Source organism: Agromyces solani (assembly GCF_058349925.1).
The window spans coordinates 140,162-161,021 of record NZ_JBYRER010000003.1; the positions used below are offsets into that span (position 1 = coordinate 140,162).

The following is a 20,860-nucleotide window of genomic DNA, read 5'->3' on the forward strand; positions in this document are numbered from 1 at the left end:
CCTCGACGGGCACGGACAAGACCGGGCCGGGTGCGGGTGCGAGGCTGGCAACCTGCCACCGACCCTCGAGCTGATTCCGTGAACCACCCATGACCACCATCACCGCCATTGCCCGCGGCGAGCGCGCGCGCGTTCACGACGAGCGAGCGGGTTCGCAACCGCTCGCTCGTCGCGGGCTCGCGCACTCGCCGTCGATGCGTGCGCGCAGGGCAGCGCCGGCGCTGCGGGCCGTGCGGGCCGCGATCACCGCGATCGCGCTGGTCTGCGTCGGCCTGCACGCCTGGCTCGCCGTCGCGGCGCCCGACTGGCGCGCATTCGCCATGCTGGGTCTCGCCGCGGCGTGCGCCGCCTGCCTGCTGCACCGGAGCGAGGCATCCCCGCCCTCGACCGGCGAGTGGGGCGTGATGGCGGTGGCCGCGCTGACGATGCTCGTCATCCACCTCACGGGCGCCGCGGCCGGGGGCGGGCATCACGCCGCCCTCGCGAGCCCTGGCGACGTGGATGCCTCGGCCGCGGGCCCGGTGGGCGCGGTGCACGCCGTCGCGGTCGTCGTGGCCGTGGTCGAGCTCGGCATCGCGATGCTCGCGCTGCTGGTCTGCGGGGTGCGGCGGCGGGCCCACCGCGAGAGCGGGACACCGGTCCCGTGACAGCGGGACATCGGAGCTGAGAGCATGTTCCGATGAACCGCGCCCTGGCCTCGAGCCGAATCGCCGCCGCCGTCGCGATCGGCATCTCGCTCGTGGCCGCGGTCGTCGCGATCGCGCTCGATGTCGCCGTGCTGTCCCACCACTCCGAACCGCCGCTCTCCTCGGGCTGGTCGGGTGTGCTCCCGGGCGTGGCGATGCTCGTGCCCGGGTGCCTGCTGCTCAATCGGTTGCCGTGGCATCCGATCGCGGTCGTGCTCGTGGGCTTCGGCACGCTGTGGGTGCTCGACGGGCTCGCGTCGGCGGCGGTGAACTTCGCCTGGTTCTCCGACCGCGACGCCTGGTGGGCGGTGCCCGCGTTCTGGTTCTTCAGCCGGCTCGGGTCGGTGCTGATCTTCCCGATCGTGCTGATCCTGCTGCTCTTCCCCGACGGGCGTCTGCGCCACGGCGCCTGGCGTGCCGTGTCGATCGTCGCGATCGTGCTCGGCCTCGTGATGCCGTTCGCCTTCCTGTTCGCCCCGGCCGAGGCGCTCGTCGCCGACGACCCCGCCCGCGCGGGCCAGCTCGCCGCGTTCGAACCGGTCCAGGCCGTGCGACTGCCCCTGCCGGATGCCGCGTGGGTGGCGATCCTCGCGGCGTCGCTGCCGTGCCTGGCGCTGAGCCTCGTGCTCGCACTGGTCGTCTGCTTCGGACGACGGTTCGGCGCGTCCGCCGAGGAGCGCGCCCAGCTCCGCTGGCTCGTGTGGGCCGGGATCGTGTTCGTCGGCGCCCTCACGATCTACCCGCTCGTGCCGACGGTGGTGGTCGACGTGCTGCTCTCGGCCACGATCGGGCTCATCGGAGCCTCGATCGTGATCGCCGTCACCCGCTACCGCCTCTACGCGATCGACCGGCTGCTTCCGTGGACGATCGTCTACGCGGTGCTCATCGGCGCGATCGTGGTCGTCGACGTGCTCGTCGTGGTCGCCGTCGGCAGCGCAGTCGACGACCGTGCGGCGATGCTGCTCGCGGCCGTCACCGTCACCGTCGTGTACGCACCGCTGCGTGGGCGGCTGTTCGCATTCGCGAGCCGGCTCGTGAACGGTCGCCGCGGCGACCCGTACGCGGTCGTGTCCTCGCTCGGCGACCGGCTCGAGCGCTCCGCCGACACCCGCTCCCAGCTCGGCGACCTCGCCTCGGCGATCGCCGAGGCGTTCGCGTCGCCGTACGTCCGGGTCGAGCTCGACCGTCCCGGCGACGATCCGCTCGTCGCCGAGCACGGCGCACGTTCGGGCGACGTGGTCGACGTGCCGATCGACCACGCCGGCGCCGTCATCGGCCGCATCCGCATGGAACCCGGGCGCCGTCCCGTGGCATCCGATCGCGACCGGCGGCTGCTCGGCGACCTCGTGCGTCTCGCCGCGGCATCCATCCGGAACGCCGAGCTCGGCCGCGAGCTGCAGGCGATCCGCGAGCGCCTCGTGCTCGCCCGCGAGGAGGAGCGCTCCCGGCTGCGTCGTGAGCTCCACGACGGGCTCGGCCCGCTGCTCGGCGGCGTCAAGCTCCGCCTCGAGACGGCCAGCAACATCGCCCGGCGCGATCCCGACCGCTCGCTCGCGCTCGTCGACGCAGCGATCGACGACCAGGCCGAGGTCATCGACGAGATCCGCCGCATCGTGCACGACCTGCGCCCGCCGGCGCTCGACGACCTGGGGCTCCTGCAGGCGCTCGAACAGCAGGGCGCCCGGCTCACGGGCGGCGGTCTCGCGGTCGACGTGTCGGGCGAGGTGCCCGACGGGCTTCCGCCGGCGGTCGAGGTGGCGGCGTACCGCATCGCGTCCGAGGCGCTCACGAACGCGCACCGGCATGCGGATGCGCGCCGGGTGCGCGTGCGCCTCTGGCGCGACGGGGGGATGCTCCGCCTGGAGGTCCGCGACGACGGCGCCGGCATCCCGGCCGACGCCGTCGGCGGCGTGGGCCTCCGCTCCCTCCGCGAGCGCGCGGCCGAGCTCGGGGGCTCGGTCCAGATCACCGACGGCGGGGACGGCGGTACCGTCGTCCGCGCGGCCCTGCCGTTGGCCCACGCCACGACCCGAGCCCCCGAGGAGGCCACCGCCGATGTCTGAGGAACCGATCCGCGTCCTGGTCGTCGACGACCATCCCGTCTACCGCGACGGCCTCTCGATGCTGCTCGAATCGATGGACGGCGTCGAGGTCGTCGGCACCGCCTCGGACGGCGAGGAGGCGCTGGAGGTCGTCGACGACGCCGACGCGGACGTCGTCGTGATGGATGTGCAGATGCCCAGGCTCGACGGCATCGCCGCGACGAGGGAGATCACGTCGCGGCATCCGCACCTCGCGGTCGTCGTGCTGACGATGTCGGAGGACGACGCGACCGTCTTCGCGGCGATGCGCGCCGGAGCCCGCGGGTACCTCGTGAAGGGGGCGAGCCAGCACGAGATCCTGACCGCCATCCGCGCGGTCGACCGCGGTGAGCTCGTGTTCGGAGCCGCGATCGCGCGCCGGGTGGCGGAGTTCTTCGCCGCCGGGGCGGTGACGGCGCAGGCGCCCGAGGCGTTCCCGCAGCTCACCGCGCGCGAGCGCGAGATCCTCGACCTGCTCGCCGCCGGGCGGGCGAACCCGCAGATCGCCCAGGCGCTCTTCCTCTCCCCCAAGACTGTGCGCAACAACGTGTCGAACATCTTCGCGAAGCTCCAGGTGGCCGATCGCGCCGAGGCGATCGTGCGCGCTCGCGAGGCGGGACTCGGGCTCGCCTGACCACCGCGCTGTCGGTGGGATGCCGCGGCTGAGGCCGCGTCGACGGGTGGGATGCCGCGGCCGAGGCCGCGTCGACGGGTGGGATGCCGCGGCCGAGGCCGCGTCGACGGCCGGGCGTCGGATGTCCCGGGCACCGGAGGGACATCCGCGGGACGCCGCACCCTGTGGGCCCGGGGCGCGCCCCCGGGAATCTGGGATCACCGACCCGGAACACCACGAAAGGCAACCGACATGGATCTCTTCGCCCCCACCTCCGCCGAACCGGCACCCGCACCCGCACCCGCACCCGCACCCGCCGACGGCGTGACGGCCGCGCCCGCCGCATCCGGCCACCCGGCCGGCCGAGACCGCGGTACGGCCGACCTCGGCCCCGTGCACCCGAACCGGCTGCAGCGCATCGGCGGCGCCGGTCTCATCGCCGCACCCCTGCTCTTCACGGCCGGCTTCCTCACCTCGCCCGCGCAAACCTCGCCCGGCAATGCCGGCTACATCGAGTCGCTCGCCGCCGACCCCGCGCTCAGCCTGTGGTCGGCGAACCTGCTGCACTACGGCTGGGTCGCGCTCGCCTTCGGCGCGATCGCGTCGCTCGGCCTGCTGCGCGGCCGGCGCGGCCGGGTGTTCCTGCCGATCGCCGCCGTGATCACCCTGTTCGGCGCGATCCAGATGTCGGGCCTCCTGCTGTCGGACTGGTTCCTCGTCAGCGCCGGCAACACGCTCGCGATCGAGGACGCCGCCGCGATGGATGCCGCGGCGAAGGAGTGGACGGTCGCCATCTGGCAGTTCTCGGGCATGGGGGCCGCGCTCCTCGGCATCGGCCTGCTCTCGCTCGCGCTCGCCCGTGCCAAGGCCGTCTCCTGGTGGATCGCCCCGCTCGGCCTCCTGCCGTGGGTGGTCCCGATGTTCGGGCCGATCGGCGTCGTGCTCTCGCTCGTCTGCTACGCGCCGCTGCTCGTCGCGGGTGTCCGCCTCGTGGCCGCGAAGTAGGACGCACGGATCGAGCGGGGGCCGCGGCGCGAGCCGCGACCCCCGCTCGTGCTCCGCTCGCGGCGGCGTTCGCCCCCGTGCATGGCTGCGGCCGCGGCATCCCCCGTGAATGCCGCGGCCGCGGTCGTGCGCGCGGGCATGCCGCCCGCGCAGGTTCAGACGACGGTGAACGTCGCGCTCTTCGCGAGCCGCGTGAGGCCGTCGTCCGCGAAGAAGCGGAAGTCGTAGGTTCCCGCCGTCGACGGTGCCGTGAACGAGACCGTCGCGGACGTGAGGCCCGTCGCCGGCGGCGTGTACTGCCCGTTGAGGTACTTCTCGACGTAGCCGCCCACGCTGTCGGCGTCGGTCGCGCGGTACAGGCCCACCCAGTCGCGCCGGTTGCCCGGTCCGTTCGCGACGACGGCGCGGATCGTGCCGCCCCGGCTCACCGAGGTCCGGTCGGCCGTCACGGTCGGTCCGACCGGCGTCGGGGTCGGCGTGGGCGTCGGCGCCCCGGCAGCCAGCGGCTCGTCCATCGTGACGCAGTGCGCGCCGCCGCCGCCTTCGCCCATGAGCACGTCGAGGTTCAGCTGCACGCACGGGCGGCCGAAGGCCGCGGCGAGCGCATCGCGGGCCGCGGCGTCGGTCGTGGGGTCGCCGAATTGCGCGGTGATGACCGAGCCGGCCGACACGATGCAGTTCAGGTAGCCGTCGAAGAACGTCGACTGCTTGGCGGCGGGGATGCGCGGGAGCGACGCGGGCCCGTAGATCGTGGTGACCTGGAGCTGCCGGCCCTTCGCATCGGTGGCGGCCGCGAGCCGGTCGCGGGTCGCGATCGCCGACTGCGACCAGATCGTCGACGGCCGCGCGGGGTTGCTGAGCTGCACGATCACCTTGCCGGGGCCGGTGAAGAGCACGGTCGCGTCGATGTGGTCGTCGGTGATGTCCTGGCCGGAGACGCCCTGGCACCAGATCATCTTGGAGGCGCCGTAGACGCGCAGGAGCTCGGCCTCGATCTGCGCCTCGGTCTTGCCGGGGTTGCGGGCCGAGTCGACCCACGAGCTGCGGTTGGCGATGAGCGTGCCGTCGCCGTCGGCGATGACGCCGCCGCCCTCGCCCGTGACGTTCGCCGCGGTGAAGGCGAAGCCGTTGTACGCGGCGATCCGTTGCGCGACCAGCGAGTCCTTGGCATGGGTCTGCTCGTTGCCCCAGCCGTTGAAGTTGAGGCCGATCGCATCGATGCCGCCGGCGCCGTCGGTGCGGAAGACCGCTCCAGAGTCGCGCATCCAGCAGTCGTCGACCGGGATGGAGCTGATCACCGTCACGTTCGAGCTGACCTTGCTGCGCGCCGCGGAGGCCGCGGTCGAGCCGTCGGCGCACATGATCACGGGCGTCGACTTGACGATCTCGTTGGCGATCTTCGCGATGTCGCCCTGGATGCCGGGCAGCAGTGCACTGCCCCAGATCGCGGTGCTCGACGGCCACGCCATCCAGATCCGCTTCAGCGGGCCGGCCTCGCCGGGCACCGCGAACGGGCCGGCCGCCTGCGCGACATCCATCGTCGTCAGGGCGCGCACGCCGGGCGCCGCCACCGCCAGGCCGGCTGCCGTGACCCCGGCGAGCGCCAGGAACCGTCGGCGCGGATGGCCCTCGAAGGTCGTCTGTTCACTGCGGTGTTCGCTCATGGTCGATTCCTTCTCTCTGTCGTACGGGCTTGCTTCGTTTCGAGGCGGGTCGGTCTACGCCGCGGCGAGGCCGGCCGGAACCTGCTGGGTGATGCAGTGCGGGCCGCCGCCGCCGAAGGCGATGGTGGCGCCGGGCACGCCCACGACCTCGCGGTCGGGGTAGACGCCGCCGAGGAAGGCGAGCACGTCGTCGTCGCGGCCGTCGTCGCCGACGGGCACGATCACGGCGCCGTTGGCGAGGTAGTGGTTCGCGTACGAGACCTCGGCGTCGAGACGGGGGTCGAGGAAGTCGATCTCGAGCGCACGGCCGGCGGCGTCGCGCGACTGCCGCAGGCGGTCGAGATTGGCCCGGGCGCGCTCGTACTCGGTCGACGCCGGGTCGGACGGGACCTCGAGCAGCACGCGGCCGGGGGCGACGTACTGGGCGACGCCGTCGATGTGGCCGTCGGTGCCGGCGGGGCCGACATCGAGGCTGTGCCCGAACGGCAGCCAGGTCACGGCCCTGACGCCGAGGTAGTCCTTGAGGCCCTGCTCGATCTCGGCCTTGGTGAGGTGCGGGTTGCGGTTGGGGTTGAGCAGGCACTGCTCGGTCGTGAGGAGGGATCCCTCGCCGTCGACGAAGAAGGCGCCGCCCTCGAGCACGAACGGGGCCCGGAAGAGCGGCACGCCGAAGTGCGCGGCGAGGCGGTCGGGGACGAGCTGGTCCTGGTCGTGCGGGTGCCAGCGGCCGCCCCACGCGTTGAAGCCGAACTTGACCGCCGCGACGTGCCCGGCCGCGTTCGTGACGAAGGCCGGGCCGCTGTCGCGCGCCCAGGAGTCGTCGACGGGGACCTCGAGCGGCTCGACACCGGCCCCGCAGAGGTCGACGACCTCCTGGGCGAGGCCGGGGTTGCACAGCATCACCACCGGCTCGAAGGCCGCGATCGCCCGGGCGACCGCCGCGTAGTCGTGCTTCGCCTGGTCGAGCCGCCCCTGCCAGAGCTCGCGGCGGGCCGGCCACACCATGATGCAGGCGGCGTGCGGCGACCACTCGGCCGGCATCGAGTAGCCGGCCTCGGCCGGCGTGGGCGTCGTCTCTGACACGGAAGTTCCTCCATCGGTTGCGTGGCGATACCGATATTTTGGATGACATCCAATTTTAACGCAAGCGCGATCGCAGAACGAGGTCGGTCGGTACGGGCGACGAGCTGGCGCGCCGAGGATCAGGCCGGCCGGATGCCGCGGCAGAGGTCGCCTCGAGAGGCCGGCACGCACGTTCGGATGCCCCCGGTCGAGGCGCGGCGAACGGTCAGGCGCAGTCGATCGGCGCCTGCGCGCCGAGAAGGCCGGCGCTGGCGCGCAGGCACAGGTCGAGCATTCTCGCCCGGTCGAAGTCGGGCGCACCGACGGTCAGCTGGATCGACAGGCCGTCGATCGTCGCGGAGATGAGCTGGGCGGTGTCGTCGAGGTCGTCGAACGAGAACGCGCCCCGCTCGCGGCCGTCGGCGAGCACGCCGATGAGGATCTGCCGCCAGCGGTCGTCGAGCTCGTTGTGCACCCGGGCGACGGTGTCGTCCGTCGCGGCGTCCGACCAGACCTGGAACCAGAGGATCCAGCCCGCGTCGCCGCGCTCGTTCGCCGCCGAGAGCTCGATGAGTCGCTCGAGCCGCGCCCACGGATCGTCGAGCCCGGCGAGCTCGGCCTCGGCCTGCTCGACGAGCGCCTCCTCACTCTGCCGGATGGCGAGCATGAGGAGCTCGGTCTTCGACGGGAAGTAGTAGGTGACGTGGCCCGGCGTCATGCCGGCGCGCTCGGCGACATCCGAGACGCGGACGTTCGCGAGGCCGAGCTCGGCGATGGCCCGACCGGCAGCCTCGACGACGAGCTCCTCGCGGGCCTTGCCCTTCGCCCGCCGCCCCGTGGTCGTCGTTTCCTCACCCATCGCGCACCATCCTAGTGATCGGCGCCTCCTCCGCGGCGGCGCGCGGCACCGGCGGTCGAGGCCGCCCCGGCGAGGCGAGGCGCGGCGCCGAGCAGCGCCGCCGTGTAGGGATGTCGCGGGCTGGAGAACAGCTCCTCGGTCGGCCGGTCCTCGACGATCCGGCCGCCGTTCATCACGACGACCCGCTCGCTGATGTGGCGCACGACGGCGAGGTCGTGCGAGATGAAGAGCAGCGTGAGCCCGAGCTCGTCGCGCAGCTTCTGGAGCAGGTTGAGGATCGCCGCCTGGACGGAGACGTCGAGCGCGGCCACCGATTCGTCGGCGATCAGGATCTCCGGTTCGAGAGCGAGCGCCCGGGCGATGCCGACCCGCTGCCGCTGCCCGCCGGAGAGGCGGCGCGGGTACGCGTCGAGGAGGGACGTCGGCAGCTCGACGAGGCCGAGCAACTCCTCGGCACGACGCTGCACCCCGTCGGCCGGCACCATGCGGTGCACCCGCAGCAGTTCACGCAGGGTCTGCCCGATCGTCATCGACGGGTTGAGCGAGGAGCTCGGGTCCTGGAACACCATCTGGATGCGGCGGGTCTCCTGCCGGGAGCGATGCGGTCGCAGCGGCTCGCCGTCGAGCACGAGCTCGCCCGCCGAGAGCGGAACCAGCCCGACGATCGCCTTCGCGAGCGTCGACTTCCCGCAGCCCGACTCGCCCACGATGCCGACCGACGAGCCGCGCTCGACCACCAGGTCGACCGAGTCGATGGCGTGCACGACCGGCACGGGCCGGCGGCGCAGGCGCGCGAACAGCGCCGAGCCGGTGCGGTAGCCCACGGTGAGGCCGCGGGCCTCGAGGAGGGTGGTCATGCGCTGGCCTCCAGCAACTGCTCGGGATGGATGCACGCGGTCGCGCGGCGATCGTCGCCGACGAGCTCGTAGGGCGCCGTCCGGCAGTCCTCGCGCGCGAAGCGGCAGCGCGCCGCGAACCGGCACCCCTGGGGGAACCTGCGGGGGTCGGGCGGGGAGCCGGGGATCGTGGCGAGCGCGTCGTCGCCGCCGTGGAACGACGGCGCCGAGGCGAGCAGCGCCGCCGTGTAGGGGTGGCGCGGCGAGCTGAGCACCTCGCCGACCGGGCCGGTCTCGATGATCCGGCCGGCGTACATGACCGCGACCCGGTCGCAGACCTCGGCGACCACGGCGAGATCGTGCGAGACGAACACCATGGCGAGCCCCCGCTCCTCGCGGAGCCGGCGGAGCAGGTCGAGGATCTGGGCCTGGATGGTGACGTCGAGCGCCGTGGTCGGTTCGTCGCAGAGCAGGAGTTCGGGCTCGGTCGCGAGGGCCGCCGCGATCATGACGCGCTGCCGCAGGCCGCCCGAGAGCTCGTGCGGCCACATCCGGGCGCGACGATCGGGCTCGGGGATGCCGACGCTCGCCATCAGCTCGACGACGCGTCGGCGCACCTCGCCGCGCGAGAGCCGGCGGGTGCCCCGGCCCCGCGCGCGGACGGCCTCGCCGATGAGGTCGCCGACGCGCATCGTCGGGTTCAAGGCGGTCATCGGCTCCTGGAAGACCATGGCGACCCCGTGGCCGCGAGCATGTTCGACATCGCCGCTGATCTCGCCCCGCTCGAAGGCGAAGCGGATCGAGCCATCGGCCGAGCCGCCGGGCGGCAGCAGGCCGAGCACCGCCCGCAACGAGAGGCTCTTGCCCGATCCCGACTCGCCGACGATCCCCAGCGACTCACCGGCCGCGACCTGGAACGAGACGCCGTCGACGGGCGTCACCGTCCGTCCGCCGAGCCTCAGCCGCACCTGCAGGTCGTCGACGCTCAACACCGTACGGGTCATTTCCTCGTCCATTCCTCGATGCCCTCTCCGATGAGGCTGAGCCCCAGCCCGAACCCGACCACGACGAGTCCGGGCACGGTCGACAGCCACCACTGCTCGCGGATGTACGGCTGGCCCGCCGCGATCATCGCGCCCCACTCGGGCGTCGGCGCCTGGATGCCGAGGCCGAGGAACGACAGCGCGGCGAGGCCGAGGGTCGCCCCGACGACGTCGGCGGGCAGGTACACGATGCTCTGTCCGACCGAGTTCGGGAACACATGGCGCCAGAGCACTCGTCGCGCCGGCAGGCCGGAGGCCCGCGCGGCGGCGACGTAGTCGAGGCTCCGCACCCGCAGCACCTCCGTGCGGATCAGGCGCGCGTACGCGACCCAGGCGATGAGCGTGAACGCCACGAGGATCGAGACCACGCCGGGGCCGAGCACGAACACGAGCGCGATGATGAGGATGTAGGTCGGGAACGCCTGCACGACGTCCGAGACGCGCATGATCGTGCCGTCGACCCAACCGCCGCGGAACCCCGCGATCGCGCCCAGGAACGTGCCGAGCACCGCGGGAAGCGCCGCCCCGAGGAAGCCGACCAGCAGGTCGACGCGCGACGCGTAGACGAGCCGCGAGAGCACGTCGCGCCCGAGCTCGTCGGTGCCGAGCAGGTGGGCCGGGCTCGGCGAGGCCAGCGCGTCGACGATGTCCTGCTCGAGCGGGTCGTACGGGGCGATGAACGGCGCGAACAGGGCGACGAGGACGTAGGCGACGACGATCGCCGCGCCGATCCGCACTCGCCGAGGCATCCGCCCGCGTTCGACGCCCGCGACCGCGTGGCTCGGGCCCGCGTCGATCGCGACGGCCGTCGCCGCGCCGGCGCTCATGACTCGACCTCCAGCCTCGGGTCGGCGATCGACGTCACGATGTCGGCGATCAGGAACACGAGCACGACGACGACCGCGAACAGCAGGGTGTAGCCCTGGATCGACGGGATGTCGCGCTGGCGCGCCGCGAGGACGATGCCCTGGCCGACGCCCGGGAGCGCGAACGTCGTCTCGATGACGACCGCACCGAACAGCAGGTAGCCGATGTTCAGCGCGAGGATCGAGATCGTCGGGGGCGCGGCGTTGCGGAGCACGAACCTCGACATGACCCGGTTCCGGCCGACGCCGAGCGACTTCGCCGTCGTCACGTGCTCGGCGCCGAGCACGGTGATGATGCTCGCCCGGAGGCTGCGCACCTGCAGCGGGGCGATCGAGAGGGCGAGCGTGAGCGCGGGCAGCACGATCGAGCGCAGGTGCTCCGCCGGCGTCGACCCGAACCCGCCCACCGGGAACCATCCCGTCGGCAGCGCCACCGTGAGGATGAGGATGATGCCCACCCAGAACGACGGCATCGCGAGCGCGACGAGGCCGAACCCGCGCGTCGCGTGGTCGAACGCCCGATCGGGCCGGCGCGCCGAGGCGATGGCCAGCGGCACGGAGATCAGGAGCGAGAACAGGGCGCCGAACCCGAGCAGCCAGATCGTGACGGGGAGGCGTTCGGCGATGATCCCGGAGACCGGCTCGTTCGACTTGTACGAGTAGCCGAGGTCGCCGGTGAGCACCTCCCCGACGTAGCGGAAGTACTGCACGATCGCGGGATCGTCGAGCCCGAGCTGTTCGCGCACCTGCTGGAGTTCCGCCTCGGAGGCCCGCAGGCCGACGACGAGCCGGGCGGGGTCGCCCGGGGTCACCTGGAGGATGAGGAAGACGAGGAGCACGATGCCGAACAGCAGCGGTATCGCGAGCGCGAGGCGCTTGCCGACGAAGAGGTACCGCTCCATGCGCTACTCGCCGACCTTGATCGTGTCCCAGTAGTACATGCCCCACGGTGCGGCGGCGAACCCCGTGACGCGGTCGCTCACACCGTGCAGCACCTGGAACTCCGACAGGCTGACCGCCTGCGCGTTCTCGAGCGCCTCGTTCTGGACGGTCTCGACGATCTTCTGCTTCTCGGCGGGCGAGTCCGTCGCCGCGTAGTCGAAGAACTGCTGCTCGACCGTGCCGGTCTCGAAGCCCGTGAACAGCCACGACGTGCCGAGGATCCAGCCGAGCGGGTCGACCACGTCGGGCGAGACGGCGCCGTAGGACCAGAGCACGAGGTCGGCGTCGAGCCCGTAGGCGCGGCTCAGGAAGGCGCCCGTCTCGAGCCCCGTGAGCTCGAGGTCGATGCCGATCTCGGCGAGGTTCGCCTTGAGGATCTGGGCGACGAGGTGATCGGTGGCGTTGGCCGCGTCGTAGACGACCTCGAGCTCGGTGACGCCGGCTCCCGAGGAGTCGAGCAGTTCCTTCGCGCGGTCGAGGTCCATCGCGAACGGCGCATCGGTCGGCGGCGCCCAGTTGGCGAGGTTCGGGGGGATGATTCCGCGCGGCGTGGAACCGTAGCCCTTGAAAGCGCCCTCGGTGATCGAGTCGTAGTCGATCGCGTACGCGATCGCCTTGCGGAGGTCGGGGTCGTCGAGCGGGGCCTTGGTCGTGTTGAAGCTCAGGTGCTCGACCTGGCCGACCGGGAGCGCGACCAGCGCATCGCCGTACTGCTTGGCGTCGCTCGCCCCGACGTACTCCGAGATGTCGACCTGTCCGGCCTGGAACTGCGCGCCGCGCTCGGTCGCGTCGGGGAGGACGTCGATGACGACCTCGTCGACGTGCGGCCGGCCCGGCTGGTAGTAATGGGCGTTCTTCTCGAGGGTGATCCGTCCGCCCGGCGACCAGTCGACGACCGAGAACGCGCCGGCACCCACCGGCTTCTCGAAGTACTCCTCCCTCGTCTTCCCGCCGAAGTCGGCGGGGAAGATCGCCGACGACGCCCAGGTCATGAGGACCGGAAGGGTCGAGTCGGGCTCGGCGAGCGCGAACACCGTCGTGCGGTCGTCCGGGGTCGAGACGTCCGTGATGTTCGCGTAGAGCGCGCCGTAGTTCGCCCCCTCCGCCCAGACGCCGGCGGAGAACGCCACGTCGGCCGACGTGAGCGGGGTTCCGTCGCTGAACCGGGTGTCGTCCTGCAGCACGAAGGTCCAGGTCAGGGCCGCCGGGTCGTACGTCCACGACTTCGCGAGGCCCGCCTCGACCTCGGTGCCTTCGGCGTTGAAGCGGAGCAGCGGTTCGAGCACGCCCTGCAGGGTCTGGTAGGTGGCGTAGGCGGCGGCTTGGTCGGGGTCCCAGCCGTCGAACGATTCGGCGCGGGCGACGTGCAGCGTGCCGGTGTCGGCGGGGCCCGAGCCGCCGTCGCCCGGGCTGCACGCGGCGAGCGCGGCGACCAGTACGGCAGCGGCCAGCGCCGCCGAGATCTTCGTCATGGAGGGGGCCATGAGGACTCCTGTCCCCGATGACGGCGTCGTCATCGTCAGAAAATTGGATGTTATCCAAATATCATCGTGACGATGCTCCGACTTGTCAACATCCGTCCCTGCCGAGCGGGTTTCCGGGCGCGCGAAAGAGGCGCGCTCCCGATGGGGAGCACGCCTCTCGTTCCGACCCGACCGGCCGGCTCAGTCCGCGTCGGCGGTCTCCCCCGCCGGCGCCGCGAACTCCTCGAGCGCCTCGACGACCTCGGCGGCGAGTTCGGCCTTGCTCGCGGCGACCGCGTCGTCGACCTGCTCGGGCCGCGACGCCCCGATGATGGCCGTGGTCACCGCCGGGTTGCGCAGCACCCACGCCACGGCAAGCTGCGGAATCGAGAGACCCGCCCGCTTCGCCACCCCGTCGATGCCCCGGATGCGACGCAGGTAGTCGTCGGTGAGCGCCGACCCGTCGAGGAACCGGCTGTCGGCCGCCCGCGAGTCGGCGGGCACCGTGCCGTCGAGGTACTTCGCCGTCAGCAGCCCCTGCGCGAGCGGGGAGAACACCGCGCTGCCGACCTGCAGCTCCTCGAGCAGCGGGAACAGCTCGGCCTCGGGCGTGCGATCGAACAGCGAATAGCGCGGCTGGTGCAGCAGCAGACGCACGCCCTCCCCCGCCAGGAGGTCGTGCGCCCGGCGCGCGAGCGGCGCCGGGTAGTTCGAGATGCCGACGTAGAGCGCCTTGCCGCTGCGCACGATGTCCACGAGCGCCTGCATCGTCTCCTCGAGCGGCGTGTCGGGGTCGACCCGGTGCGAGTAGAAGACGTCGACGTGGTCGGTGCGCATGCGGGTGAGGCTCTGCTCGAGCGATCGGACGAGGTACTTGCGCGACCCGCCGTCGCCGTACGGCCCCGGCCACATGTCGTAGCCCGCCTTCGTCGTGACGAAGAGCTCGTCGCGGTAGCGCCCGAGGTCGGTCTCGAGGACGTTGCCGAACGTCGTCTCGGCGGCGCCGTAAGGCGGCCCGTAGTTGTTCGCGAGGTCGATGTGCACGACGCCGCGATCGAACGCGTGCAGCAGGATGCGTCGCCGGCTCTCGAACGAGCGATCGCGGCCGAAGTTCTGCCACAGCCCGAGCGAGACGCGCGGCAGCGGCACGCCGCTCGCGCCCGCCCGCCGGAACGGCACGTCGTCGTAGCGGGTCGCGGCAGCCGTGTGCGGGGTCACGAGTCGGGGGTCGTCGGCGGAGATGGGCATGGGGCTCCTCGGCATGATGGGGTTCACCGAGACGCTACTGGAGACGGCCGACGACGCGACCTGGCCGCACCCCCGAAAGGGGTACAGATCGCGCTGATTTCTGATTATCATCCCGGCATGGGAACTCTGTATTACGGCGACTCGCAGACTCCTATCGGCATCGAGGATCGCGCACTCGCCCATCTGAAGGTTGCACTCATCACCAAGCTCCGCCGTGGCGAGAGCTTCACGCTCTCGTGGCAGCACCCCGACGACCAGCCCCGCGGCCGGTCGACGATCTGGATGCACCCGACCATCCCGTTGCGGTTCGTGTTCGACGCCCCCGAGCGCCCCGAACTCAACAAGGAGTGGGTCAACGACCTCATGATGTCGGCCAACTCGACCGGCGGCGTCCAGCTCGTGCCGGAGCACCTCGCCACCGGGCCGATCCAGACCGTCCCCGACCGGCCGCCCGGGCCCGGGGTCGACGTCCACGAGCTCGTCGGCTCGGTGCGGCTCGACCCTGCGAAGGCAGACGCCTCGCCCACGTCGTGACCTGTACCGCCCGACCTGGCCGACGGGGTCGGACGGCCGAGGTCAGGCGAGCTGCTGCACGAACGTGAGCTGCGAACCGTCCTCCTCGATGAGCGGGCCGAGCGCGGCGTTGAAGGGCGCGCCGTACGGCGCGGCGAGGTGATCGGCGAACGCCGAGGCATCCCGATACGTCTCGGTCACGATGAAGCGGCGGCGCACCGGCGCCGGGCCCGGGGTCACCGCCAGTGCCGTGCCCGCGTCGAGCACGGGCGCGCTCGCGACCCTGAGCGGCGTGAACTCGAGGCATCCCGGTTCGCGTCGCACCTCGACGGTGAGCGCGAGGAGGAGGCGCTCGACCTCCTCCTCGCGCCCGGGCAGGGCGGTGAACTCGGCGACGAGCCGCACCGGCGCCGCGGCATCCCGGTCGGTCACGCCGTCGCCGCGCCCGTCATGATCGCGACCGCGTCGGTCATCGAGTGCGACTCGGGCGTGATCGTCGCGGCGCGCTTGCCGAGCCGCTGGACGTGGATGCGGTCGGCCACCTCGAACACGTGCGGCATGTTGTGCGAGATGAGGATCACCGGGATGCCCTGGTCGCGCAGTCGCTTCACGAGCTCGAGCACCTGGTTCGACTCGCGCACGCCGAGCGCGGCGGTGGGCTCGTCGAGCACGACGACCTTCGAGCCGAACGCCGCGGCCCGGGCGACCGCGACCGCCTGGCGCTGGCCGCCCGAGAGGTTCTCGACCGGCACGGTCACGTCCTGCAGGGTCGAGATGCCGAGCGAGGCGAGCTGCTCGCGCGCCTGCCGGCGCATGCCCTTCTGGTCGACGACGCGGAACACCGAGCCGAGGACGCCCTTCTTGCGCACCTCGCGACCGAGGAACAGGTTGGAGGCCACGTCGAGTGCCGGCGAGACCGCGAGGTTCTGGTACACGGTCTCGATGCCGGCCGCGCGGGCGTCCTGCGGGCGCTTGAAGTGCACGGGCCGGCCGTCGAGCAGCAGTTCGCCCTCGTCGGGGACGTAGGCGCCCGTGAGGCACTTGATGAGCGTCGACTTGCCGGCGCCGTTGTCGCCGATGACGGCGAGCACCTCGCCCGGGTAGAGCTCGAGGCTGACGCCGTCGAGCCCGACGACCCGGCCGAAGGTCTTCACGAGGCGCCGGGCCTGCAGCACGGGCGTGCGGGTCTGGGTTCCCGACGATGCGGGGGTTGCGGTGGTCATTTGCGTACCTTCCGGATCCACTGGTCGACCGAGACGGCCACGATGATGAGCACGCCGACCGCGAACGTCTGCCAGAGCACGTCGAGCCCGGCGAGCGAGAGGCCGTTGCGGAACACCCCGACGATGAGCGCGCCGAGGAGGGTGCCCCAGACGGTGCCGCGACCGCCGAAGAGGCTCGTGCCGCCGATGACGACGGCGGTGATCGAGTCGAGGTTGAGCTCGGCGCCCGCGTTCGGCGAGGCGGCGTTGGTGCGCCCGATCTGGATCCACGCGGCGAGCGCGAGGATCGCCCCGGCGGCGAGGTAGACGCTGAGGAGCACGCGGCTGACGCTGATGCCGGCGAGGCGCGCGGCCTCGGGGTCGTCGCCGACCGCGTAGACGTGGCGGCCCCAGGCGGTCTTCGACAGGATGAAGGCGATCGCCACGTAGAGCAGCAGCATGAGCAGCACGCCGACGGTGAAGTTGACGCCGCCGATGTCGAACGTCGACCCCGTCCAGGTGAGGAGCTCGGGCATCTCGCCGCCGCGCACCGTGGCGCCGCCAGAGTAGAGCAGCGTGAGCGCGACGAAGATGCTGAGCGTGCCGAGGGTCACGATGAAGGGCGGCAGCTTGAGCCGGGTGACGAGCACGCCGTTGAGGGCGCCCGCGGCGAGCCCCACGACGAGGCCGAGCAGCAGCGCGATGACCGCTGGAATGCCCTGGTTCACCGCCGTCTGCGCGATGACCATCGAGCTCAGCACCATGGCCGCGCCGACCGAGAGGTCGATGCCGGCGGTGAGGATCACGAGGGTCTGGGCGACGGCGAGCGTGCCGACGACGGCGACCTGCTGGGTGATGAGGGAGAGGTTCGCCGGGTTGAGGAACCGGTCGTTCAGGATTCCGAAGACGATGACGGCGATCACGAGCACGATCGCCGGGCTGATCGCGGGATAGCGGTGCAGGACGTTGCGGATTCGGCTGAGCGGCGTGGAGCGGTCGAGGAACTCCTCGGCCAGGTCGAGCGCCGAGGTCGGCGGCCCGCTGGTGGGCTGGGCCGGCGCCGCGGGCGCCGGTTCGGTGGTGTGCTGACTCACGTTTCTTACTCCGTCGTGTCGGTGGGGGCGGTGAGGATCGGTGCGGGCCGGGGAGGAGCGGGATGCCGGGGCATCCGTCACCCGACCCGCACCGGGCTCAGGCGGCCGGGGCGATCAGCCCCAGCAGATCTCGCCGGCTTCGGCGGTGTCGATCGAGTCGACGCCGTCCTGGGGGTCGTCGGTCACGAGTTCGACGCCGGTGTTGAAGAAGTCGAGGCCCTCGCTCGTCTCGGGCTTCTCACCGGTCTCGACGAGGTCGAAGATCGCCTGCACGCCGAGGTCGGCCATCTTCACCGGGTACTGCTGGCTCGTGGCGTCGATGATGCCGTCGGCGACGTTCTGCACGCCGGCGCAGCCGCCGTCGACCGAGACGACGATGAGGTCGTCGGTCGCGCCCGCGGCCTTGAACGCCTCGTACGCGCCGTAGGCGGCGGGCTCGTTGATCGTGTAGACGACGTTGATGTCGGGGTTCTTGCTCAGCAGCGTCTCGGCGGCCGTGCGGCCGCCGTCTTCGGCGCCCTGGGATGCCTCGTTGCCGACGATCTCGTACTCGCCGCCCGAGTAGCTGCCGGTCTTCGCCTCGTCGCCGTTCTTCTCCGAGTCGGCGAGGTCGATGCCCATGCCGTCGAGGAAGCCCTGGTCGCGGGCCCAGTCGACCGAGACGACCTTGTCGTCGAACAGGTCGATCATGGCGATCGTCGCCTTCTCGCCGTCGAGCTTCGCCGCGGTCCATTCGCCGATCTTCTGGCCGGCGAGGAAGTTGTCGGTCGCGAAGGTGATGTCGACGGCCTCGGGGTCGGCCGGCGGGGTGTCGAGCGCGATGACGTAGAGGCCCGCGTCGCGCGCCTTGATCAGCGCGTCTTCGACCGCGGGGCCGTTCGGGGTGATCAGGATGCCCGCGTCGCCCTTCGAGATCGCGTTCTCGATCGCCTGGATCTGGGTGTCCTCGTCGCCGTCCTCCTTGCCCGCGGCGAGCGTGAGGTCGACGCCGAGCTCGTCGGCCGCCTCCTTCGCGCCGTCCTGCATGGCGACGAAGAACGGGTTCGTCGTCGTCTTCACGATGAGCGAGACGCCGATCTCGTCGTCGGAGCCCGAACCGGTCGAGCCGCCGCTCGAGGCACAGCCCGTGAGGGCGAGTGCGGCTGCCGCCGTGATCGTGATGCCGGCGGTGAGTCGACGGCGGAGCCCGCCGCGTGCTGCGTGATTCATCGATGAATCTCCTCTGGTGTGGGGGGACCGTTGCCCTCCTGACAACGATGTCAACCGTAGGTTTAGTCGATGTCGGTGTGTATAGTCAAGTCGAATCCGTACATTCGAGACCAAAAGGTGACACCGTTGTCAAATACCGCGATGGACGAAGGGCCGCGCTCCCGGCCGACCATGCGCCATGTCGCCGCCCTCGCCGGCGTCGGCATCAAGACCGTCTCGCGAGTCATCAACGGCGAACCGAACGTGAGCGCCGCGACCATCGCCAAGGTGCGCGAGGCCGCCCGCACGCTCGACTACCAGCCCGACCTCCACGCCGGCAACCTGCGCCGCGCCGACGGCCGAACCCGCACGCTCGGTCTCCTCGTCGGCAGCGTCGACAACCCGTTCGCCGGGGCCGTGCACCGCGCCGTCGAAGACGTCGCCCTCGGCCGCGGGGTCGCGGTCTTCGCCTCGAGTCTCGACGACGATCCCGACCGCGAGCAGGCGACCGTCTCGGCGTTCCTCCGCCGCCGGGTCGACGGCCTCATCCTCACGACCGTCTCCGACAGCCAGGCCTACCTCGCACCCGAGCAGCGCCGCGGCACGCCGATCGTGTTCGTCGACCGCGAGCCGGCCGGCCTCTCCTCCGACGTCGTCGTGAGCGACAACGCCGACGGCGCCGCCGCCGCGACCCGCCACCTCATCGAGCGCGGCCACCGCCGAATCGCCTACCTCGGTGACCGCGTCCGCATCCAGACGGCGCGCGAGCGCCGTCGCGGCTATCTCGAGGAGCTCGGCCGGGCCGGCGTGGCCACGCGCGATCTGCCGATGATCGACGAGCTCCACGACGAGGCATCCGCTCGCGAGGCGACGCTCGCCCTCTTCTCGCAGCCCGACCCGCCCACGGCGATCTTCTCGAGCCAGAACCTCGTGACGATCGGCGTGATCCGTGCACTCCGCGAACTCGGGCGGCATCGCGACACCGCACTCGTCGGGTTCGACGACGTGCCGCTCGCCGACCTGCTCGAGCCCGGTGCCACGGTCGTCGCACAGGACCCGTACGCGATCGGCCGCGTCGCCGCGGAGCGCGTCTTCGCCCGCCTCGACGGCGACGACTCGCCCGCCACCCGCACCGTCATCGCGACCGAGCTCATCGAGCGCGGCAGCGGCGAGATCCCCCCGCGGGCGGGCTGACGGGTGGCCGAGCAGGCACAGGCGACACGCCGCACGCGGGTCACCGTCATCGGCGACGCGCTCATCGACGAGCTCCGCGACCCGAAGGGCTCCCGCGAGTTCGTCGGCGGCGCGGCGCTCAACGTCGCGGTCGGCCTGTCGCTCCTCGGCGACGAGGTGACGCTCGTGGCGATGGTCGGCGACGACGAGCCGGGCCGGCGCATCCGCGCCTTCCTCGACGACTACGGGGTGCGGCTCGTCGCGAGCCCGTCACCGCGCGGCACCTCCCGCGCGATCTCCGACCGCCGCGAGGGCGAGCCGCGCTACGAGTTCAACGAGGCGGCCCGACACCGCGCGCTGCGCTTCGACGGGGCGACCCTCGCCGCGATCGACGGGGCCGATCTCGTCGTCGTCAGCTGCTTCCCGTTCGACGACGCCGGCCAGGTCGCCGCGCTGCGCGCCGCGATCGCGCGCAGCGCCGAGCGCCTCGTCGTCGACGGCAACCCCCGCGCCGGCATGCTGCACGACCGCGCCGCCTTCGCGGCCGCGTTCGAGGACGTCGCGGCGGGCGCCCTGCTCGTGAAGGTCGGCGACGAAGACGCCGAGCTGCTGCTCGGTGAGGGCCTCGAGGTGTTCGTCGAGCGGCTACGCGCTGCATCCTCCCGCCAGTCGGCGGGCGGCAGCGACACGGGCTCGACATCCCCTGACCCGGATGCCTCGCGCCCACGCCCCCTCGCCGTGCTCGCGACCGCCGGCCGAGACGGGGCCGCCGTGCACCACGGCGACCTGCACGTGCGCGCCGGTATCGTGCCGCTGCCGGGACCGGTCGTCGACACGATGGGTGCCGGCGATGCGACCCTGTCCGCCATCGCGCACCACGTCGGCGCCCGCGGGCTGCCCGACGACGAGGCATCCTGGTCCGTCGCGCTCGACGCGGCGATGACGATCGCGGCCGCGACCGTGCGCCACGAGGGGGCGCTGCTGCGCGTGCCGCACGCCGTCGGACCGCCCGACACGATCGGCAGCTGAGCCGCGCCGGCCTCCCCTCACCGACGAGCCGCACGACCGGAGCCCGCCACCGCTGACCTGCCACTCGGACCTGCCACTGCTCGGGCGCGGGCCACCGTATCCGCACCGCGCGACACCCGCACTCGAGTCCGCGCCGTGGGACGGCGCGCGCGATGAGACCGCACCGCGCGACCCGTCGGGCGACGCCGCACGACAGGTGTCGCCTCGCGCTTGCATTGTCCGGTCGACACTGCGTAGCATCGCCGACGTTCGATTGACAACGATGTCACTTCGGTGACGAGTTCCGCGCAATG

Annotated in this window: 20 protein-coding genes; 7 read left to right on the plus strand and 13 right to left on the minus strand. The window is 72.1% G+C overall.

Features of this window, described 5'->3' with window-relative positions:
• Positions 1–89 precede the first annotated feature (89 nt).
• The 4 genes from AC3RJ7_RS13120 to AC3RJ7_RS13135 all read left to right on the plus strand — a co-directional run bounded on the left by AC3RJ7_RS13120 (position 90) and on the right by AC3RJ7_RS13135 (position 4,385).
• On the plus strand, positions 90–647 hold the full coding sequence (locus AC3RJ7_RS13120) for a hypothetical protein (protein ID WP_491456300.1): 558 nt from the start codon (positions 90–92) through the stop codon (positions 645–647).
• Between the two features lie 32 nt (positions 648–679).
• A complete protein-coding gene (locus AC3RJ7_RS13125) occupies positions 680–2,749 on the plus strand; it encodes a sensor histidine kinase (RefSeq protein ID WP_491456301.1) in 2,070 nt (689 codons plus the stop codon).
• Entirely contained in the window at positions 2,742–3,401 is a 660-nt protein-coding gene (locus AC3RJ7_RS13130) for a response regulator transcription factor (protein WP_491456302.1), read from the plus strand. The genes AC3RJ7_RS13125 and AC3RJ7_RS13130 overlap by 8 nt, the downstream gene beginning before the upstream one ends.
• A 231-nt stretch (positions 3,402–3,632) precedes the next feature.
• Positions 3,633–4,385, plus strand: coding sequence for a hypothetical protein (locus tag AC3RJ7_RS13135; RefSeq protein WP_491456303.1), 753 nt, complete (start codon positions 3,633–3,635; stop codon positions 4,383–4,385).
• 155 nt (positions 4,386–4,540) lie between these two features.
• On the opposite strand, the gene AC3RJ7_RS13140 is transcribed toward AC3RJ7_RS13135, so the two are convergent.
• From AC3RJ7_RS13140 to AC3RJ7_RS13180, 9 genes are all read right to left on the minus strand, one after another.
• Positions 4,541–6,049 (minus strand): agmatine deiminase family protein, encoded by a 1,509-nt coding sequence (locus AC3RJ7_RS13140; protein WP_491456304.1) that lies wholly within the window; start codon positions 6,047–6,049, stop codon positions 4,541–4,543.
• 54 nt (positions 6,050–6,103) lie between these two features.
• Complete coding sequence (locus tag AC3RJ7_RS13145; protein ID WP_491456305.1) at positions 6,104–7,132, minus strand: agmatine deiminase family protein; 1,029 nt, start codon at positions 7,130–7,132, stop codon at positions 6,104–6,106.
• Positions 7,133–7,337: 205 nt separating this feature from the next.
• On the minus strand, positions 7,338–7,970 hold the full coding sequence (locus AC3RJ7_RS13150; RefSeq protein WP_491456306.1) for a TetR/AcrR family transcriptional regulator: 633 nt from the start codon (positions 7,968–7,970) through the stop codon (positions 7,338–7,340).
• An 11-nt stretch (positions 7,971–7,981) separates the two neighbouring features.
• A complete protein-coding gene (locus tag AC3RJ7_RS13155; RefSeq protein ID WP_491456307.1) occupies positions 7,982–8,827 on the minus strand; it encodes an ATP-binding cassette domain-containing protein in 846 nt (281 codons plus the stop codon).
• Positions 8,824–9,810, minus strand: coding sequence for an ABC transporter ATP-binding protein (locus AC3RJ7_RS13160; protein WP_491456308.1), 987 nt, complete (start codon positions 9,808–9,810; stop codon positions 8,824–8,826). The genes AC3RJ7_RS13155 and AC3RJ7_RS13160 overlap by 4 nt, the downstream gene beginning before the upstream one ends.
• Complete coding sequence (locus AC3RJ7_RS13165) at positions 9,807–10,676, minus strand: ABC transporter permease (RefSeq protein ID WP_491456309.1); 870 nt, start codon at positions 10,674–10,676, stop codon at positions 9,807–9,809. The genes AC3RJ7_RS13160 and AC3RJ7_RS13165 overlap by 4 nt, the downstream gene beginning before the upstream one ends.
• Entirely contained in the window at positions 10,673–11,617 is a 945-nt protein-coding gene (locus AC3RJ7_RS13170) for an ABC transporter permease (protein WP_491456310.1), read from the minus strand. Before AC3RJ7_RS13170 ends, AC3RJ7_RS13165 begins: the two co-directional genes overlap by 4 nt.
• A 3-nt stretch (positions 11,618–11,620) precedes the next feature.
• Complete coding sequence (locus AC3RJ7_RS13175) at positions 11,621–13,141, minus strand: ABC transporter substrate-binding protein (RefSeq protein ID WP_491456311.1); 1,521 nt, start codon at positions 13,139–13,141, stop codon at positions 11,621–11,623.
• A gap of 180 nt (positions 13,142–13,321) precedes the next feature.
• On the minus strand, positions 13,322–14,368 hold the full coding sequence (locus tag AC3RJ7_RS13180) for an aldo/keto reductase (RefSeq protein ID WP_491456312.1): 1,047 nt from the start codon (positions 14,366–14,368) through the stop codon (positions 13,322–13,324).
• Between the two features lie 117 nt (positions 14,369–14,485).
• Here AC3RJ7_RS13180 and AC3RJ7_RS13185 point away from each other — a divergent pair, with 117 nt between their 5' ends.
• A complete protein-coding gene (locus tag AC3RJ7_RS13185) occupies positions 14,486–14,902 on the plus strand; it encodes a DUF7882 family protein (protein WP_491456313.1) in 417 nt (138 codons plus the stop codon).
• A 42-nt stretch (positions 14,903–14,944) separates the two neighbouring features.
• Here AC3RJ7_RS13185 and AC3RJ7_RS13190 read toward each other — a convergent pair whose 3' ends face one another.
• From AC3RJ7_RS13190 to AC3RJ7_RS13205, 4 genes are all read right to left on the minus strand, one after another.
• Positions 14,945–15,313 carry a putative quinol monooxygenase gene (locus AC3RJ7_RS13190; protein ID WP_491456314.1) on the minus strand — a complete coding sequence of 123 codons (369 nt, stop codon included), beginning with the start codon at positions 15,311–15,313 and terminating at the stop codon, positions 14,945–14,947.
• Positions 15,310–16,104 carry an ATP-binding cassette domain-containing protein gene (locus AC3RJ7_RS13195; RefSeq protein ID WP_491456315.1) on the minus strand — a complete coding sequence of 265 codons (795 nt, stop codon included), beginning with the start codon at positions 16,102–16,104 and terminating at the stop codon, positions 15,310–15,312. The genes AC3RJ7_RS13190 and AC3RJ7_RS13195 overlap by 4 nt, the downstream gene beginning before the upstream one ends.
• Positions 16,101–17,177, minus strand: coding sequence for an ABC transporter permease (locus AC3RJ7_RS13200; protein ID WP_491456316.1), 1,077 nt, complete (start codon positions 17,175–17,177; stop codon positions 16,101–16,103). The genes AC3RJ7_RS13195 and AC3RJ7_RS13200 overlap by 4 nt, the downstream gene beginning before the upstream one ends.
• Before the next feature lie 114 nt (positions 17,178–17,291).
• Complete coding sequence (locus tag AC3RJ7_RS13205; protein ID WP_491456317.1) at positions 17,292–18,386, minus strand: substrate-binding domain-containing protein; 1,095 nt, start codon at positions 18,384–18,386, stop codon at positions 17,292–17,294.
• 141 nt (positions 18,387–18,527) lie between these two features.
• Between AC3RJ7_RS13205 and AC3RJ7_RS13210 the strand changes: the two genes are divergently transcribed.
• Positions 18,528–19,559, plus strand: coding sequence for a LacI family DNA-binding transcriptional regulator (locus tag AC3RJ7_RS13210; RefSeq protein ID WP_491456318.1), 1,032 nt, complete (start codon positions 18,528–18,530; stop codon positions 19,557–19,559).
• A 3-nt stretch (positions 19,560–19,562) separates the two neighbouring features.
• A complete protein-coding gene (locus AC3RJ7_RS13215) occupies positions 19,563–20,567 on the plus strand; it encodes a PfkB family carbohydrate kinase (protein WP_491456319.1) in 1,005 nt (334 codons plus the stop codon).
• Positions 20,568–20,860: the final 293 nt, after the last annotated feature.